The sequence below is a fragment of the Microbispora hainanensis genome (genome assembly GCF_006874475.1).
Classification (GTDB): Bacteria; Actinomycetota; Actinomycetes; order Streptosporangiales; family Streptosporangiaceae; genus Microbispora; species Microbispora hainanensis.
The window spans coordinates 13782-28747 of the sequence record NZ_VIRM01000065.1 but is presented as its reverse complement, the minus strand read 5'-3'; the positions used below and the strand labels follow the sequence as shown (position 1 = coordinate 28747).

Here is a 14966-nt window from a genome sequence, read left to right as displayed (position 1 = left end):
CCTACGCGGTCCCGGCGGCCGTGCGGAGATCAGAACACCCGGCAGCCCCAGGGGGCCGGGTCCCACAGCATGGCGGCCGACAGCTCGCGCACGGCCCCCGGCCGGTGCTCCCGCACCAGCCCGGCGTCCGCCGCCGCCCGCAGGGGCCGCCCGCCGAGGTAGGCCGCGCCCAGCACGTCGACCGGCAGCGTGAGGTCGGCGGGCGCGTCCGTCGGTTCGCACGACCCCTTGTCGGTGACGAGGCGGCGGCGGCCGGCGTTCCACGGGCAGGTCTCGTCCACGACCTCCAGGACCAGGTCGGCGGGGGCCGCGTACGCGCGGGCGGACAGGGCCCGGTCCACGTCGACCAGGCGGATCCACAGGTCGTCGAACCAGATCGCGTTGAGCCGGCGGGGATCGGCCAGCAGATGCATGATCGGGTCGTCCACCGGCCGCCGGCCGGCGTGGACGACCGTGCACAGGTCGCGGTCGAGGACGCCGCGCCAGACCAGCGCGTACGCCGCGGGATCGGTGGCCATCAGCTCCAGGAGCCGGACCTCTCCTTCCGGCACGGCGTGCTCGTTCCAGTCGGCCTTGGCCCGGAACAGCGCGTAGCCGCGCACTCCGGTCGCGTCCTCGGCGACGAGGCAGCGCAGCGGGCCCATCCCGCCCCGGTCGTGCTCGGTGTCCGGGATGACCTCGTTCCGCCAGAACCCGTCGGACCTCGTGTACAGGCCGGGACGGCTCTGCCGTACGGCGTCGTAGACCCGCTGAAGGGCGGCCAGTGCGTCGGCGGGGGTGGCCACGCGCAGGCGCAGCGCGGGATCGGCGGGGGCCGAGCGCGTGAAGGCCGAGCCGTGGGTGGGGATGCGGAAGGACAGGGCGTCGGCGGCCCTGCCATATCCGAAGCGCCCGTAGATGCCCGCCTCGCTGGCATAGAGCGCGGCGACGGCCTCACCCCCGTTCTCGTGCAGGTCGTGCAGCTGCCGGGTCATGAGCGCGGTCAGCACGCCGCGGCGGCGATGCGAGGGGAGCACGCCGACCGACGTGACGCCGGCCACGGGGATCGGCCCGCCGGGGACCGTCATCTCGAAGGACAGCGCGCCGGCGCAGCCGACCATCAGATCGCCGTCGAAGGCGGACAGCAGGCGGTCGAGCTCCATGACCTCGCGCCAGCGGTCGGTCAGCTCCAGGGGGTAGGTGCCGTTGAACGCCTCGTAGTCGACGGCGGCGAAGGCCGGCCACTCGGATTCCTCGATGGGGCGAACGGTGATGCTCATCACAGCACCGTAGAAGCGGGGTGCGGCGTGAGGCGAGCCAATATCCGTGCCGGATGATCTAGACGTTGGTCAAGCAGGTATCGCTACCTGGGATGTCCGGATACAGTCGAGGCCATCATGAATTCCCGTCCGGCGCCGCTGATCCCTCCTCGGCTGCGCGCGTTCCTGGCGCGCGTGCCACTCCTGGTGCCGCTGGTCCGCTTCGCGAGGAAGGTGTGGTCGAAGGACCGCTACCTTCTCATCGCGCTGGTCGTGCTCACCACCGTGGTCGGCGTGCTCGACGCGGAGGTGTCGGCGTACTGGTTCTCGCCCTCGCTGCTGATCCTCTTCACGCTGATCGGCGGCCTCCAGCTCCGGCTGCGCAGTCTCGCGCTCCTGCTGTGCGTGGTCGCGGCGGCGCTGACGTACATGGGACCGGTCACGGGGGTGCTCAGCGTCGGCCCCGGCCTGCTCATCACGATGGCCTTCACCGCCGCGCTGGCCTGGACGATGGCGCGGACGCGGGGCAAGCTCGGGGTCCAGGGCCTGCGTGGTGACGCGATGCTGCTGGAGCTGCGCGACCGGCTCAAGCGGCAGAGCGAGCTGCCGCCGCTGCCCAAGGACTGGGGCGGCAAGGTCGTGCTGAAGCAGGCCGGCGGATCGTCGTTCGGCGGTGACTTCGTCGTCTCGATGCGGGAGGGCGACCGGGTCCAGCTGGCGGTCGTCGACGTGTCCGGCAAGGGCGTGGACGCGGGAACCCGCGCGCTCATGCTGTCGGGCACCTTCGGCGGCCTGCTCGGCTCGGTGGACGACTTCCTCGCGGCGTGCAACTCCTACCTGCACCGCCAGCTCGGTGACGAGGGGTTCGTCACGGCCGTCCACCTGGAGCTCGATCTGTCCACGGGGGAGTACACCATCACCTCGGCGGGGCACCCGCCCGTGGTCCGGTTCGACTCCGGGTCGGGCACGTGGCGGGTCTCCACGGCGAAGGGCGTCGTGCTCGGCGTGGTGCCCGATCTCGCCTGCGAGACCGACAGCGGGGTGCTGCGCAAGGGCGACGCGCTCATGCTGTTCACCGACGGGCTGATCGAGCAGCCCGGCCGGGACATCGACGCCGGGCTCGACCGGCTGCTCGGCGAGGCCGAGCGGCTGCTGCCGTCGGGTTTCCGCGACAAGGCCCGGCAGCTCGTGCAGGCGATGTCCTCCGGGCACAACGACGACTGCGCGCTCGTCCTGATCTGGCGCCCCTGACCTTCCTACAGCCAGCCGGAGTCGGTGGCGATCCGCACGGCGTCGACGCGGTTGCGCGCCCCGGTCTTGACGAGGATGCGCGACAGGTGGTTGCGCACGGTGCCGACGGACAGGCCCAGCTCGGCCGCGATGTCCTTCGAGCGCCCGCCGCCCGCCGCGAGCCGCAGCACCTCGTGCTCCCGCGGCGTCAGCGGGCAGTCGGCGGCCTCCAGCGCGGCGACGGCGAGCTCGGAGTCGACGACCCGGCGTCCGGCGACCATCCGGCGGATGCCGTCGGCGAGATGCTCGGGGGCCACCTCGATGCCCAGGTAGCCGAGGACGCCCGCCGCGAAGGCCCGCTTGACGTGACCCGGGCTGGGCTGCGCCGACAGCAGCATCACGCGGCAGCGCGGCGCCTTCTCTCCCAGCCGCGCGGCGGCCGTGAGCCCGTCCACTCCCGGGAGGTCGGCGTCGACCACGGCGGCGTCCGGCCGTACGTCGAGGGCCGCGGGCACGATGTCCTCGCCCGACCCGACGTCCGCGACCACCCGCAGGTCGTCCTCCTCGTCGAGGGACGCGACCAGGCCTCGCCGCACCAACGGAAGGTGTTCGGCCACCAGGATCCGGATCAAGATGCTCCCCTCTGGACGTCCTTCAAAGGGTGATCGCCCAACTGCACACTGTCAACGAAGTGTCCCCAACCGGTCACACACGGGCAAGCCGCACCGGCCCCGGAAAAGTCTTCGCCCTCGTGCGGGTGGGCTACGCTCGAAGGGTGCTTCGTCTGCCAGGGCACCTTCTCCACCTCGGGGGTACGCGCTGATGAGCTGGCTCTTCGCGGCCGGATTCGTGATCCTCTTCGTCGGTCTGCTGGTCTCGATCGCCCTTCACGAGATCGGGCACCTCGTGCCCGCCAAGCTCTTCGGCGTACGCGTGACCCAATACATGGTCGGCTTCGGGCCCACGATGTGGTCGCGCAGGCGGGGCGAGACCGAATACGGCGTGAAGTGGGTTCCGCTCGGCGGCTACATCCGCATGATCGGCATGCTGCCGCCGCGTGCGTCCGACGAGCCCGGCAAGCTGCGCAGCGTCTCCACCGGTCCCTGGCAGGGCCTGATCGAGAACGCGCGGGCGGTCGCGTCCGAGGAGATCCGGCCGGGGGACGAGGGCCGGGTCTTCTACCGCAAGCCATGGTGGCAGAAGGTCATCATCATGACCGGCGGCCCGGCGATGAACTTCGTGCTGGCCTTCGTGCTGTTCGCGGTCGTGATGATGGGCTTCGGCGTCCGCGAGCTGACGCCCGTCGTGTCCTCGGTGTCCAAGTGCGCCATCCCGGCGGCCGAGGCGGACCACCGGGACTGCCGGGACAGCGATCCGCTGACGCCCGCCGCCAAGGCCGGTCTGCGGCCCGGAGACCACATCGTCGCCATCGGCGGCGCGCCGGTCACCGACTGGGAGGCCGCGCAGCGGCTGATCCGGGAGCACGGCGCGGGCGTGACGACGCTCGGCATCGAGCGGGGCGGGCAGCGGACCGACGTCCAGGTCGATCTGATCGCGCAGGACATGCCCTCGCTGACCGACCCCGACAAGATCGAGAAGAACGTCGGCTTCCTGGGAGTGAGCCCGACCACCATCGTGGTGAAGAAGGGCCCCGGTTATGTCGTCGGGCAGATGTGGGACCTGACCGAGCGCACCGCCGTCGCGATGGTCAACATCCCCAAGAAGATGGTCGGCGTGTGGAACGCCGCGTTCTCGGGCGAGAAGCGCGACCCGAACGGGCCGATCGGCATCGTCGGGGCGGGCCGCATCGGCGGTGAGATCGCCGCCTCCGACCTCTCGGTCGAGAACAAGATCGAGATCTTCATCAACCTGCTCGCCGGGCTGAACCTCGCCGTGGGCATGTTCAACCTGATCCCGCTGCTGCCGCTGGACGGCGGCCACATCGCCGGCGGGCTCTGGGAGGGCGTCAAGCGGGCGTTCGCGCGGGTGCGCCGCAGGCCCGTCCCCGGTCATGTGGACGTGGCCAAGGCGCTCCCGCTGACGTACGTCATGGCGGCCCTGCTGGTCGTCATGGGCGGCCTTCTCATCTACGCCGACCTCGTCAACCCGGTCCGCCTGTCCGGCTGAGGGGCTACTCGCCCGTCGCCCCGTCGATGCGCTCGCGCAGCAGATCGGCGTGGCCGTTGTGGCGGGCGTACTCCTCGATCATGTGGCACATGATCCAGCGCAGCGAGTAGTGGACGCCGTCCCTGGTGGGCGTCTTCGTCATGGCGTCCAGGTCCGCGCAGGCCTCCTCGGCCGCCCGCGCGTGCTCGATCTCCGCCTGCCAGGTCGCGAACGCCTCCTCGGCGGACGCGGTGTCCACATTGTCGAACTCGCCGTCCGGGTAGTCGTCGCTGTAGTAGATGCCGCGGAGATCCTCGCCGTTCAGCCGCCGCCGGAACCAGGCCCGCTCGACGTCGGCCATGTGCCGTACGAGGCCGAGCAGCGACATGCTGGAGGGCGGCACCGAGCGCAGCCGCAACTGCTCCTCGGTGAGGCCCTGACATTTCACGGCGAGGGTCTCACGGTGCCAGTCCAGCCAGGCGCGCAGCATCTCGCGCTCGCCTGCGACGACAGGGGGATCGATACGTGTGTCGGTCATCCCGGCATCCTCCCCTGGACCCGGCGCGCAGTCACCTCGATTAGCGCGCGGAGGCGCCAGGCCGATATTCGAGCAGGACGACGCGGGAGTCGAGCACCCTGGTGCCGGCCAGGTGCAGCCCCGCGCGGGGATAGCCGGCGTAGGCGGGCTCCCGGCCGTCGCCGCCCAGCGTGAGGGGGAAGACCATCATCCGGAGCCGGTCGACCAACCCGAGCTCCATCAGGCTTCTCACCAGCGTGAGACTGCCGATCGAGCGCAGCGGCACGTCCGACTCCCGCTTGAGCGCCGTGATCCGCTCGGCGAGATCACCGCGTACGAGCCGGGTGTTCTGCCACGACAGCGGCTCGCGCAGTGTGTTGGAGAAGACGGCCTTCGGCAGGTCGTTCATCCGGGTGCTCGCCTCGTCGGCGGCCCCGGCCGAGATCGCCGCCATCGCCTCATAGGTGACACGTCCCATGAGCATCAGCTGCGGCTGCTCGGTCGCCTCACGGATCCACGCGTCGAGGTCTGGACCCGAACAGCCGAAGAAGGGGCCCACGTCCACTCCGGCGGCGAAGCCGTCCAGCGACACGAACAGGTCCGCTGTGAGCTCGGCCATGAGAGTCACCGCGCCTTCCGCGTCTGCCTGCGCCCCACAGCGCGCACCAGCCGGCGTGATCGTCGGAAAAGGAGCCGGGCGAGGCCGAAGAGGAACGCGACCTCGAACATCAGGGTGCACATGAGCATGACCTCGTCGAGGAGCCTCCCACCGATCCGGCCACTCGTCCAATCACGGACGACGGGCGTGATGACCATGCCCAGCGCATATCCGATCATCGCCAACGCCTCTTGGTATGCAGCACGCATCAGCCGATCGTAGGGCCACAGGCGACACCGGGTGATCAGACCCGTCGAGAAACCCCGTTCTCAGCGCACTCCTCGCGCATGCGGACGTTCCCGGCGCCGCCGTCCAGTCCGCCGCCGTCGGCTACGAGCCCTGGCTGGATCAGGGCTCGCATGCGACCCTGATCTCCAGGCTGACTTGGGAGGATTCCATTGGTCCACGGCATCGAGCCCCTGCTCCTCACCTGTGCTTCCGCGCCGTGACCAGGGAGAGGGAACGAGATGACGACTTCTCGGGCATCGGCCTCGGCGGCATGGTCCTCCTCCTGACCGTCATGGCCCTGAGACACCCGTGGCAGGCGCTCAAGGAACTGCTCAGGCTGGCCGATCGACTGGGCCGCTGGGCGCTCGGGCACGCTCTGGCCCCTGCCGCGCTGGTGGTCGCGATCGTGTTGTCGCGTCGAAGGGATCGCCGCCCCACCTTCGAGGACTACCTCCACGGCCGCGACGAGGATTGAGACCCCTCGTGATGTCCTCCGGTGGGCACCCGCCAGGGACGCTCGTCGCCTGCCGGCGCGTCGCCACTCACCGCCGGCCGTGCGATTCTGCTCCTGTGGACCGGAGAGCTCTCGCCGATCTGTTGAGCGATGCCGGGGAAGCCGGCGCCGCATGTCGTCGCGCGCTGGTCTCCGGAGCGGATTACGAGGTCTGGCCGGCACCCGTCTCCACCCGCGAGCTCGTCGGCATCTACCGGCGTCGCGAACGCCTGAGCCGCCGGCGTGGCGTCTCGTCCATCGGCTTCGCGGACGCCGTCGTGCGCCTCGACACCTGCGGTCGTGAATTCGTCCTGGTCGGTTACGTCAAGGGCGTGACCCCCGCGTACCACTTCCAGGTCTTCCTGTCTGCCGACGCCTCGCGCGTGATCGCATGTCTGGGCATCAGCCAGGAACACCCGCCGCTCGCCGGCCCGGCTCCTCACCTGCCGCCAGCCGAGGCTGACGGTCTCTAAGCCGGGTTCGTCAGGCGCCATGTGCCCTCGATGCGCCCTGCCAAGACCCGAACATGCAGATCGGGGGCTTGCGGGTCAGTACATCGAGATGTGTACGTGGTCGTAGTGGTTGGCGGTGATTCCGCCGCGGTCGGACATGAGCCGCCAGCCGGGATGGCCGAGGTTGTAGATGCGCTGCTGCCAGATCACGTACATCACGCCGAGCTTGGGCCCGTTCTTGATGGCCCAGGCGGCCAGGCTGTCGCCGAGCGCCTTCATCTCTGGGGAGGGCATGGCGCCGCCCGAGCTCATCATGAAGTCGCAGGCGCGCCCGAGGGGATGCTCGCCGCTGTTCTCCGCTCGGTAGCAGCCCACCGGAAACCGCAGGCTGAAGTGGTTCTCGACCTCGGCGCGCATGAACCGCATCCGGGGCGTGATGTTGTCGGAGCCGCTGGGCAGCTCGGGCGCCCACGACCCGCCCGCGAGCTTCCCCGGCGCGATCGGGATCAGCGCGTCGAGCTTGTCCTTGATCTCGTCGATGAGGTCTTCGGCGTCCTTGCGCTGCACGGCGACCGCCTCGGCCTGCGCCTTGAGCTGTGCCGTCAGCGTCTTGGCGGCGTCCGCGGCCTGCTGCCGCGCGGCGCGGACCCGGTCGAAGTGGGCCAGCCGGGCAGCCTGCTCCTCTTTGAGCTGGTAGTTGAGCGCGGCGGTGTTCATGTCGGGCAGTGCCATCGCACTCTCGGTCTGGTAGCGCAGCCCGGCCATCTGCCGTACGGCGTCGCTCGCGGCCTCGTAGTCGGCCTGGGCCTTGGTCAGCCGGTCGCGGGCCGCCTTCTCCTCCTCACGGGCCTTGGCGAGGGCGACGCGTTTGGCGTTGTAGTCGCCGATCAGCCGGTCGACCTTCTGCCGCAGGTCCGACAGCTCCTTCTTGAGCTGCTTCTCCGTCGGTTTGGGCTCGGCGACGCCCGGCGCCGCCGTGCCGAACACGAGGACGGCGGAGGCGAGCACGCCGACAGCCAGGGGGAACGCGCGGGGCAGAGCCCACTCCTCTCCATCTGCCGACCGGGTTAGCTGACGGGTTCGGGCTGGAGGAGCCCGGGCAGGCGACTGCCTTGACCCCAGGTGCGTGATTGGGTCCCCGGTTCCCGGGCGGGGCGCCCGGGATTAGGCGTACCGGTTGTGACGGCCGGTGTCAGGGATACTAGTGGTAAAGAAACTGTCGCTGCCACCAAAGCCGCAACCAATCGGAGATCAGGCCGTTATCGCCTCGCGAAGCATCCGGGCGGCCTCCTCAGGCAGCACGTCGTTGACGAACGCGCCCATGGCCGACTCCGATCCGGCCAGATACTTGAGCTTGTTCGGCGCGCGCCGGATCGTGAAAAGCTGCAGGTGGAGGTAGGCGAGGTCGCGCCGATAGGTGACGGGGGCCTGGTGCCAGGCCGCAACGTACGGCATCACGACGCCGAACAGCCCGTCCAGGCGGCGCAGCACCTCGATGTAGAGCGGTGCGAACGCGGCCCGCTCCTCGGGCGACAGCGCCGGGATGTCGGGCACCCGGCGGTGCGGATAGACATGCACCTCGAACGGGTAGCGTGCGGCGGCGGGCACGAAGGCCGTCCAGTGCTCGTTGGCGGCCACCACCCGGGGGCCCGTCCGCTCGGCGGCCAGGACGTCCGCGAACAGGTTGCCGCCCTGATGGCGGGCGGCGGCGTCCAGCATCTGGCGCGTACGCGGCGTGACGTACGGATAGGCGTAGATCTGCCCGTGGGGGTGCGGCAGCGTGATCCCGATCTCGGCGCCGCGGTTCTCGAAGCAGAAGACCTGCTCCACGCCGGGCAGCGAGGACAGCTCGGCCGTACGGTCGGCCCACGCCTCGACGACCAGCTCGGCCTGCGCGTCGCTCAGCGAGCTGAACGACGCGTTGTGGTCGGAGGTGAAGCAGACGACCTCGCAGCGCCCGATCCCCGGCCGCACCTCGCTCAGCCCGCCCACCTGCTCGTACGCACCCGTGTTGAAGCTGAACGACGGGAAGCGGTTCTCGAACACCGCCACCTCGTACGGCGAGGGGATCTCCGAGCCGGGATGACCCGGGCACAGTGGGCACTCCTCCGCCGACGGCAGGTGCGTGCGCGTCTGGCGATGCCGGGCGACGGCCACCCACTCGTCCAAGAGGGGGTCGTAGCGCAGCTCGGAGGCGAGCGGGCGCGGCGGCAGGTCCCTGGTGTCGATGGCGCTGTGGTCGGCGTCGTCGCGCCGGTCGAAGTAGATCAGCTCACGGCCGTCGGCGAGATGGGTGATGGTGCGCTTCACAGAGCGGTCTCCAGCTTCACGGTGCGGTGTCCCGGGTCAGAGCGGGCTTACAAGGAGGTCGGGGCGGGTTTGCGGAGGCGGGGGGACACGGCGGGCATGCAGAAGCCGGGGGATACGCCGGGTTTGCAGAAGGCGGGGGATGCACCGGGCTTGCTACAGACGTCGGGAGACACGGCGGGCTCGCGGGGGGCCGGCCTCACAGCGCGGTCTCCAGCTCGGTCTCTCCGGACGGATCGGCGAGGAGAAGCTCGCCGGCGTGCTCCGACAGCGCGTCGCGGGCCTCCTCCGGCAGGCCGACGTCGCTCACGACCACGGCGGCCTCGTCGAGGGCGGCGATCGTGCTGATGCCGATCGTCCCCCACTTGGTGTGGTCGGCCAGCACCACGAGCTGCTGGGCGGCCGCGATGAGGGCGCGGTCGGTCTCCGCCTCCAGCAGGTTGGGCGTGGTGTAACCGGCCCGGACGCTCATGCCGTGCACGCCCAGCATGAGCGTGTCGACGTTCAGGGAGCGGACGGCCGCCACGGCCACCGGGCCGACGAGCGCGTCGGACGGCGTGCGCACGCCTCCCACCAGCACCACGGTCTGGTCGGGCCGTCCCGCCCGGTGGAAGACGTCGGCCACCTGCACCGAGTTGGTGATCACGGTCAGCTCGGGCACGTCCACCAGATGATGGGCCAGTGTCCAGGTCGTGGTCCCGGCCGAGAGGGCGACGGAGCTGCCCGGCCGCACGAGCATGGCGGCCCGGCGGGCGATGGCCTCCTTCTCGGCCTGCTGCCGCACCGACTTGGCGGCGAAGCCCGGCTCCTCCGTGGAGCCGGTGCCGGTGGCGGTCGCCCCGCCGTGCACCTTGACGATCAGGCCGCGTTCCGCGAGGACCTCCAGGTCGCGGCGGATCGTCATGTCCGAGACCCCGAGGTCGCGTACGAGCTGCGCGACGCGCACCCCGCCCGTTCTGCGTACCCTCTCAAGGATCGCCTGCTGCCGTTGCTGGGCCAGCATCCACCACTCCTCTACAGATTCAAACAAATTATGCCTCACGAACGTGGAGACATGTTGAGTTGGGGTGCGCCTCTTGCCGCCTGTGGTCCGAGGGGGGACAGTGGGCGAAAGCCGTACTCGACGGAAGGCGGTCGTCATGGGCAGACGCGCACGCAAGTCGAAGGCACGCAAGAAGAAGAAGGCCAACCACGGCAGGCGGCCCGCGGGCCGGTAGGCGCCCGGCCCTGCTAGGGGTTTCTGCCCCAGGCGGCGAGCAGATGGGTCTGCTGGTCGGCGCCGGCCGGGACGCCCTGCTCGTCCCCGAACACTCCCGCCTCGCGATAGTCCTCCCGCGCCTTCTCGAACCATTCGGAGCATGAGGCGACGAGCTCGGGGTCGAGCCGTTCCGGCCCGCCGATGGCACGTGCCAGATCCCAGGTGTGGATCAGCGCGTCCGCGAACAGCTCGGTGATGTACTCCTCGCCCAGCACGTCGCCGAAGGACAGGTGGGCCACGCTGGTCAGGGCGCCCTCGGCGTACACCGCCTGGACCGCTCCCTGCGCGGACGCCTCGAACGCCTTGACCGGGTCGTCGCCGAGCACGTCGCCCTCGAAGGCGTCCCCCACCTCCGCGACCGTACGGCCGGACAGTAACTCGGGGGCCCACAGGTTCTCGGCCACGACGTGGTTGACGAGCCCCCGGACGTCCCAGTCGACGCAGGGGGTCGGCAGCTCCCACTGTCCCCGGCGGACGAGACGGAGACGGGCCCCGAAGCCATCCAGTGCCCTGCGGTACGCGTCACGGATGTCGATCATGTCCCCTCCTCGCCACGAACTCCCGATTCGAACGTAACTCTTCTCAACGATCAGTCATACACGCTCGACGGGGAGGGAACGCCCGGGTCAAGGGAGGTTCTGCTCCACCCAGACGATCTTTCCGTACGGAGTGGGCCGGGTGCCCCACCGGTAGGCGAACCGCTTGATCAGCTGGAGACCGCGGCCGGTGTCCTCGTCGGGGGTGGCTGTGCGCGGGGCGGGAGCGGCGGGGGAGCCGTCGACGACCTCGACCACCAGCGTGCGGCCGCGCAGCAGGCGCAGCTCGATCGGCGGCCAGCCGTGTTTGAGCGCGTTGGTGACCAGCTCGCTCACGATGAGCTGGGTGCTGTCCACCAGGCTGCTCAGCCCCCACCTCTGCAGGGTGCCGCGGACGAAGCGGCGGGCGTGCGAGACGAACCGCGGGTCGGACGGCAACGGGCAGGTCGCCACCTCGTCCGGGTCGAGGTCGCGCACCCGGGCCACCATCAGCGCGATGTCGTCACGCTCGTGCCCCGACCGCTGGCTGCTGATGATCACGTCGCACATGTCCTCCAGGTCCTCGACGGGACCGGCGAGCAGACGGCGCAGCCCCATGATCCCGGCGTCCAGGTCGCGCTCGCGGCTCTCCACGAGGCCGTCGGTGTAGAGGGCGAGCACGCTCCCGGGCGGCAGGACCATCTCGCGCGACTCCAGCGGGTCGCTGCCGATGCCGAGAGGCAGGCCCGAGGGAAGATCGATGATCTCGGTCGACCGATCCGGGTGCAGGAGGATCGGCGGCACGTGGCCGGCCCGGGCGAGCGCGCAGTTGCGCGTCACCGGGTCATAGACGGCGTAGATGCACGTCGCGATCTGGCTGGGGTCGAGGTCCTGGCTCATCAGGTTGAGCCGGAACAGCACCTCGTCGGGCGGCAGGTCGAGGCTCGCGAGCGTACGTGCGGCCGTGCGGAGCTGGCCCATGGTCGCCGCGGCCCTGGTGCCGTGGCCCATGACATCGCCCACAACCAGGGCCGTACGGCACCCGGGCAGGGCGATCACGTCATACCAGTCGCCCCCGACGCCCATCAGGTCGCTGGCCGGCAGGTAGCGGGAGGCGATGTCCATGCCGAGCGCCTGCGGCAGCTCGACGGGCAGCAGGCTGCTCTGCAGGGTCAGCGCGGTCCTGCGCTCCCTGGTGTAGAGCCGGGCGTTGTCGATGCACACGGCGGTGCGGGCGGCCAGATCCTCGGCCACCACCACGTCCTGCTCCTCGAACGACCGCGTTCCCGGGTGCCTCGTGAAGATCACGCAGCCGAGCACCCGTCCCCGCGCCCGCAGGGGCACCGCGAGGAACGACGAGTCGGTCAGCAGCGAGGCGACCGCCTCCTCCCGGTCCATGCTGGCGCCGATCAGCCGGGCGCTCTCCTTGTCGAGCGCCGGATACATGAGCGGTTTGCCGCCGGCCATGCACTGGGCCTGCGGAAGGATCGCCGGATAGACCGTCGACTCGCCGACGGGGAAGGCCTTCACCCAGGAGTCCGGATCGGCGCCGGCGACGGCCAGGGCGACCCTGCGTACGAGGGTGGTGCCGTCCACCGGCCTGGACGACAGCTCGCCGTCCGCGGCGAGCCGGTCCTGCACCATCACGGCCGCCGCGTCGGCGAAGCGGGGGACGGCCACGTCGACCAGCTCCCGGCTCGTCTCGGATAAGTCGAGCGTGCTGCCGATCCGCCGGCTCGCCTCGTTCAGGAAGGCCAGCCGCTCGTGCGCGGACGCGGCGCTGCTGCGGCGCCACTGCGCCCGGTTGCCCGGGGCGGGGTCCTTGATGACGCAGTTCCGGTTCAACGAATTCTCCGGAGAGAGCGGATGGTGTTCCAGAATCGTATGGAGCTGATACCGCGCATTTCAGCCGTTTGACATGAGAGCTCCGGTCGGTATGACGGAGCGATGGCGCAGCCGTACCCGCCGGTCAAGGGACGAAACGGATATCAGTGAGCATGCGTCACATCAGACGGCGGGCAGGTGCGCGAGGGCCGCGTCGATCCGCTCCTGCGGGAGCGTGAAGTCCTCCAGGTGCCCCGCGAGACGGCTCTCGTAGGCGGGCATGTCGAAGTGGCCGTGCCCGCACAGGGACATCACGATGACCTTCTCCTCGCCCGACTCCGCGCACCGCAGCGCCTCCGCGATCGTCGCGGCCACGGCGTGGGAGGGCTCGGGCGCCGGCACGATCCCCTCGGCCCTGGCGAAGCGGATGCCCGCGTCGAAGCAGTCGGTCTGCGTGACGGCCACGGCCTCCACCAGGCCCAGCTCGTACACGTGCGAGAGCAGCGGCGACATGCCGTGATAGCGCAGCCCGCCGGCGTGGATCGGGTCGGGCACGAACGTGTGCCCCAGCGTGTGCATCTTCATCAGCGGCGTGAACCCGGCCGTGTCGCCGAAGTCGTACGCGTAGGTGCCCCGGGTCAGGGACGGGCAGGCGGCGGGCTCGACGCCGCGCAGCACGGGGTTCATGCGCCCGGCGAGCTTCTCCCGGAGGAACGGGAAGGCCAGCCCGGCGAAATTGGAGCCGCCGCCGGTGCAGCCGATCACCACATCGGGGGTCTCGCCGAGGACGGCGAGCTGCTCCAGTGCCTCCTCGCCGATGACGGTCTGGTGCAGCAGGACGTGGTTGAGCACCGAGCCCAAGGCGTATCGCGTGTCGTCATGCTGACCGGCGACCTCGACCGCCTCGCTGATCGCGATCCCGAGCGACCCCGTGCAGTGGGGGTCCTCCGCCAGGATCCTGCTGCCCGCCGTGGTCATCGCCGACGGGCTGGCGTGCAGGGTCGCGCCGTAGACCTTCATCAGCGTGCGCCGGTAGGGCTTCTGGTCGTACGACGCCCGGACCATCCAGACCTCGCAGTCGAGGCCGTACTGGGCGCAGGCGAACGCCAGGGCGGACCCCCATTGGCCCGCGCCGGTCTCGGTGGTCAGCCTCCGCACGTCCTCCCGCGCGTTGTAGTACGCCTGGGGGACCGCGGTGTTGGGCTTGTGCGACCCCGACGGGCTGCCGCCCTCGTACTTGTAGTAGATCCGCGCCGGCGTGCCGAGGGCGCGCTCGAGGCGGCGGGCGCGGATGAGCGGCGTCGGCCGCCAGAGGCGATAGACGTCGAGGACGCCGTCGGGGACGGGGACGAACCGCTCACCCGACACCTCCTGCTCGATCAGCGCCGCGGGGAAGAGCGGGGCGAGATCGTCGGGGCCGACCGGCTGCAGCGTCGCGGGGTGGAGCACCGGCGGGGGCGGCGTGGGCAGGTCGGGGACGACGTTGTACCAGTTCCGCGGAATCCGCGACTCGTCGAGAAGGACCCTGGTCGGCTCGCCCATGACTCCCAGTCTCCGCGCCGGGGGCCCATCGGGAAAGGGCGTCTGCCGATGTGGCCGGACTCGGTCAGACGGCCGCGTGAGACAGCTGCGTCAGACGCTTCCCCCCGAGCGCCAGTAGACGTTGGCCTCCCGGGTGAGGAACCCTTCGTCGACAAGGTAACGGCGCAGCGCGGCGTAGTCGTCGTGGAACGCCCGCAGCGCCACGTCGACCTCCTTCTCCGGATAGCGCACGCCGATCTCGAACACCTGGGCGATGTAGTCGAGCACCATCAGCCGCTTGGCCCTCTTCGTCGGCATGGAGACGAGCCGCCCGTCCACGAGGAACGCGTCCATCGGGTCCGCCGGCGTGGCGGGGATCGTGCGCAGCAGGTCGCGGAAGGTCTCGGGCCGTGCCCGCCAGCCGTCGTCCTCGTCCCGTACGGCGAGGCCGCCCCGCTCCAGCCGGTCCAGGGCCTTGGCCACCACGTCGGGGTCGAGCCCGGTGACCTTGTCGAGCGGCTCACCGGGACGCAGGACCAGCCCGGCCAGGACGCGCAGCGTGTCGTCCTGCCCGAGCAGCCCGAGCACGCGGGAGATGTGCTTGTCGATCACCTGTCCA

17 protein-coding genes and 1 riboswitch are annotated in these 14966 nt (G+C 70.5%); of the genes, 5 read left to right on the top strand and 12 right to left on the bottom strand.

Annotated features, from left to right (window positions below):
* Positions 1–29: 29 nt before the first annotated feature.
* Positions 30–1259, bottom strand: coding sequence for a GNAT family N-acetyltransferase (locus FLX08_RS35305; protein ID WP_142624609.1), 1230 nt, complete (start codon positions 1257–1259; stop codon positions 30–32).
* Positions 1260–1376: 117 nt separating this feature from the next.
* Here FLX08_RS35305 and FLX08_RS35300 point away from each other — a divergent pair, with 117 nt between their 5' ends.
* A complete protein-coding gene (locus FLX08_RS35300) occupies positions 1377–2489 on the top strand; it encodes a PP2C family protein-serine/threonine phosphatase (protein ID WP_142624608.1) in 1113 nt (370 codons plus the stop codon).
* Between the two features lie 5 nt (positions 2490–2494).
* On the opposite strand, the gene FLX08_RS35295 is transcribed toward FLX08_RS35300, so the two are convergent.
* Positions 2495–3100: a response regulator transcription factor gene (locus FLX08_RS35295; RefSeq protein ID WP_142624607.1), complete on the bottom strand. Its 606-nt coding sequence runs from the start codon at positions 3098–3100 to the stop codon at positions 2495–2497.
* A 190-nt stretch (positions 3101–3290) separates the two neighbouring features.
* Between FLX08_RS35295 and FLX08_RS35290 the strand changes: the two genes are divergently transcribed.
* Positions 3291–4595 carry a M50 family metallopeptidase gene (locus FLX08_RS35290; protein ID WP_142624606.1) on the top strand — a complete coding sequence of 435 codons (1305 nt, stop codon included), beginning with the start codon at positions 3291–3293 and terminating at the stop codon, positions 4593–4595.
* A 4-nt stretch (positions 4596–4599) separates the two neighbouring features.
* On the opposite strand, the gene FLX08_RS35285 is transcribed toward FLX08_RS35290, so the two are convergent.
* Genes FLX08_RS35285 through FLX08_RS35275 form a run of 3 tightly spaced genes read right to left on the bottom strand, consistent with a single transcriptional unit; the run spans position 4600 to position 5958 of the window.
* The gene (locus tag FLX08_RS35285; protein WP_142624605.1) at positions 4600–5112 is read right to left on the bottom strand and encodes a DinB family protein; all 513 of its coding nucleotides are present in this window, start codon (positions 5110–5112) and stop codon (positions 4600–4602) included.
* A gap of 40 nt (positions 5113–5152) precedes the next feature.
* Complete coding sequence (locus FLX08_RS35280) at positions 5153–5710, bottom strand: dihydrofolate reductase family protein (protein WP_142624604.1); 558 nt, start codon at positions 5708–5710, stop codon at positions 5153–5155.
* A 5-nt stretch (positions 5711–5715) separates the two neighbouring features.
* Positions 5716–5958, bottom strand: a complete 243-nt coding sequence (locus tag FLX08_RS35275) for a hypothetical protein (RefSeq protein WP_142624603.1) — start codon at positions 5956–5958, stop codon at positions 5716–5718.
* A 236-nt stretch (positions 5959–6194) separates the two neighbouring features.
* Here FLX08_RS35275 and FLX08_RS35270 point away from each other — a divergent pair, with 236 nt between their 5' ends.
* Together FLX08_RS35270 and FLX08_RS35265 are read left to right on the top strand one after the other, a co-directional pair.
* A complete protein-coding gene (locus FLX08_RS35270) occupies positions 6195–6452 on the top strand; it encodes a hypothetical protein (protein WP_142624602.1) in 258 nt (85 codons plus the stop codon).
* A 95-nt stretch (positions 6453–6547) separates the two neighbouring features.
* Positions 6548–6943 carry a hypothetical protein gene (locus FLX08_RS35265; protein ID WP_142624601.1) on the top strand — a complete coding sequence of 132 codons (396 nt, stop codon included), beginning with the start codon at positions 6548–6550 and terminating at the stop codon, positions 6941–6943.
* 75 nt (positions 6944–7018) lie between these two features.
* Here the strand turns inward: FLX08_RS35265 and FLX08_RS35260 are convergent, their stop codons facing one another.
* The 3 genes from FLX08_RS35260 to FLX08_RS35250 all read right to left on the bottom strand — a co-directional run bounded on the left by FLX08_RS35260 (position 7019) and on the right by FLX08_RS35250 (position 10232).
* Positions 7019–7930, bottom strand: coding sequence for a coiled-coil domain-containing protein (locus tag FLX08_RS35260; protein WP_244313121.1), 912 nt, complete (start codon positions 7928–7930; stop codon positions 7019–7021).
* Positions 7931–7964: 34 nt separating this feature from the next.
* Positions 7965–8103: riboswitch (cyclic di-AMP (ydaO/yuaA leader) on the bottom strand.
* A gap of 70 nt (positions 8104–8173) precedes the next feature.
* Positions 8174–9232 carry a galactose-1-phosphate uridylyltransferase gene (galT, locus tag FLX08_RS35255; RefSeq protein ID WP_142624599.1) on the bottom strand — a complete coding sequence of 353 codons (1059 nt, stop codon included), beginning with the start codon at positions 9230–9232 and terminating at the stop codon, positions 8174–8176.
* Between the two features lie 196 nt (positions 9233–9428).
* Entirely contained in the window at positions 9429–10232 is an 804-nt protein-coding gene (locus FLX08_RS35250) for a DeoR/GlpR family DNA-binding transcription regulator (protein WP_142624598.1), read from the bottom strand.
* A gap of 136 nt (positions 10233–10368) precedes the next feature.
* On the opposite strand from FLX08_RS35250, the gene FLX08_RS43540 reads away from it, so the two are divergent.
* On the top strand, positions 10369–10446 hold the full coding sequence (locus FLX08_RS43540) for a 50S ribosomal protein bL37 (protein ID WP_425280664.1): 78 nt from the start codon (positions 10369–10371) through the stop codon (positions 10444–10446).
* Between the two features lie 13 nt (positions 10447–10459).
* Here FLX08_RS43540 and FLX08_RS35245 read toward each other — a convergent pair whose 3' ends face one another.
* The 4 genes from FLX08_RS35245 to FLX08_RS35230 all read right to left on the bottom strand — a co-directional run bounded on the left by FLX08_RS35245 (position 10460) and on the right by FLX08_RS35230 (position 14959).
* Positions 10460–11026, bottom strand: a complete 567-nt coding sequence (locus tag FLX08_RS35245) for a TIGR03086 family metal-binding protein (protein WP_142624597.1) — start codon at positions 11024–11026, stop codon at positions 10460–10462.
* 87 nt (positions 11027–11113) lie between these two features.
* On the bottom strand, positions 11114–12847 hold the full coding sequence (locus FLX08_RS35240; RefSeq protein WP_142624596.1) for an ATP-binding SpoIIE family protein phosphatase: 1734 nt from the start codon (positions 12845–12847) through the stop codon (positions 11114–11116).
* Between the two features lie 162 nt (positions 12848–13009).
* Positions 13010–14368: a TrpB-like pyridoxal phosphate-dependent enzyme gene (locus FLX08_RS35235; protein ID WP_142624595.1), complete on the bottom strand. Its 1359-nt coding sequence runs from the start codon at positions 14366–14368 to the stop codon at positions 13010–13012.
* 90 nt (positions 14369–14458) lie between these two features.
* Positions 14459–14959: a DUF2087 domain-containing protein gene (locus FLX08_RS35230; protein WP_142624594.1), complete on the bottom strand. Its 501-nt coding sequence runs from the start codon at positions 14957–14959 to the stop codon at positions 14459–14461.
* Positions 14960–14966: the final 7 nt, after the last annotated feature.

Excerpts from the sequence above, each read along its gene's own strand:
- FLX08_RS35305 (WP_142624609.1), bottom strand. The coding sequence starts at position 1,259 with ATGAGCATCACCGTTCGCCCCATCGAGGAATCCGAGTGGCCGGCCTTC.
- FLX08_RS35300 (WP_142624608.1), top strand. The coding sequence starts at position 1,377 with ATGAATTCCCGTCCGGCGCCGCTGATCCCTCCTCGGCTGCGCGCGTTC.
- FLX08_RS35290 (WP_142624606.1), top strand. The coding sequence starts at position 3,291 with ATGAGCTGGCTCTTCGCGGCCGGATTCGTGATCCTCTTCGTCGGTCTG.
- FLX08_RS35285 (WP_142624605.1), bottom strand. The coding sequence starts at position 5,112 with ATGACCGACACACGTATCGATCCCCCTGTCGTCGCAGGCGAGCGCGAG.
- FLX08_RS35280 (WP_142624604.1), bottom strand. The coding sequence starts at position 5,710 with ATGGCCGAGCTCACAGCGGACCTGTTCGTGTCGCTGGACGGCTTCGCC.
- FLX08_RS35275 (WP_142624603.1), bottom strand. The coding sequence starts at position 5,958 with ATGCGTGCTGCATACCAAGAGGCGTTGGCGATGATCGGATATGCGCTG.
- FLX08_RS35250 (WP_142624598.1), bottom strand. The coding sequence starts at position 10,232 with ATGCTGGCCCAGCAACGGCAGCAGGCGATCCTTGAGAGGGTACGCAGA.
- FLX08_RS43540 (WP_425280664.1), top strand. The coding sequence starts at position 10,369 with ATGGGCAGACGCGCACGCAAGTCGAAGGCACGCAAGAAGAAGAAGGCC.
- FLX08_RS35245 (WP_142624597.1), bottom strand. The coding sequence starts at position 11,026 with ATGATCGACATCCGTGACGCGTACCGCAGGGCACTGGATGGCTTCGGG.
- FLX08_RS35235 (WP_142624595.1), bottom strand. The coding sequence starts at position 14,368 with ATGGGCGAGCCGACCAGGGTCCTTCTCGACGAGTCGCGGATTCCGCGG.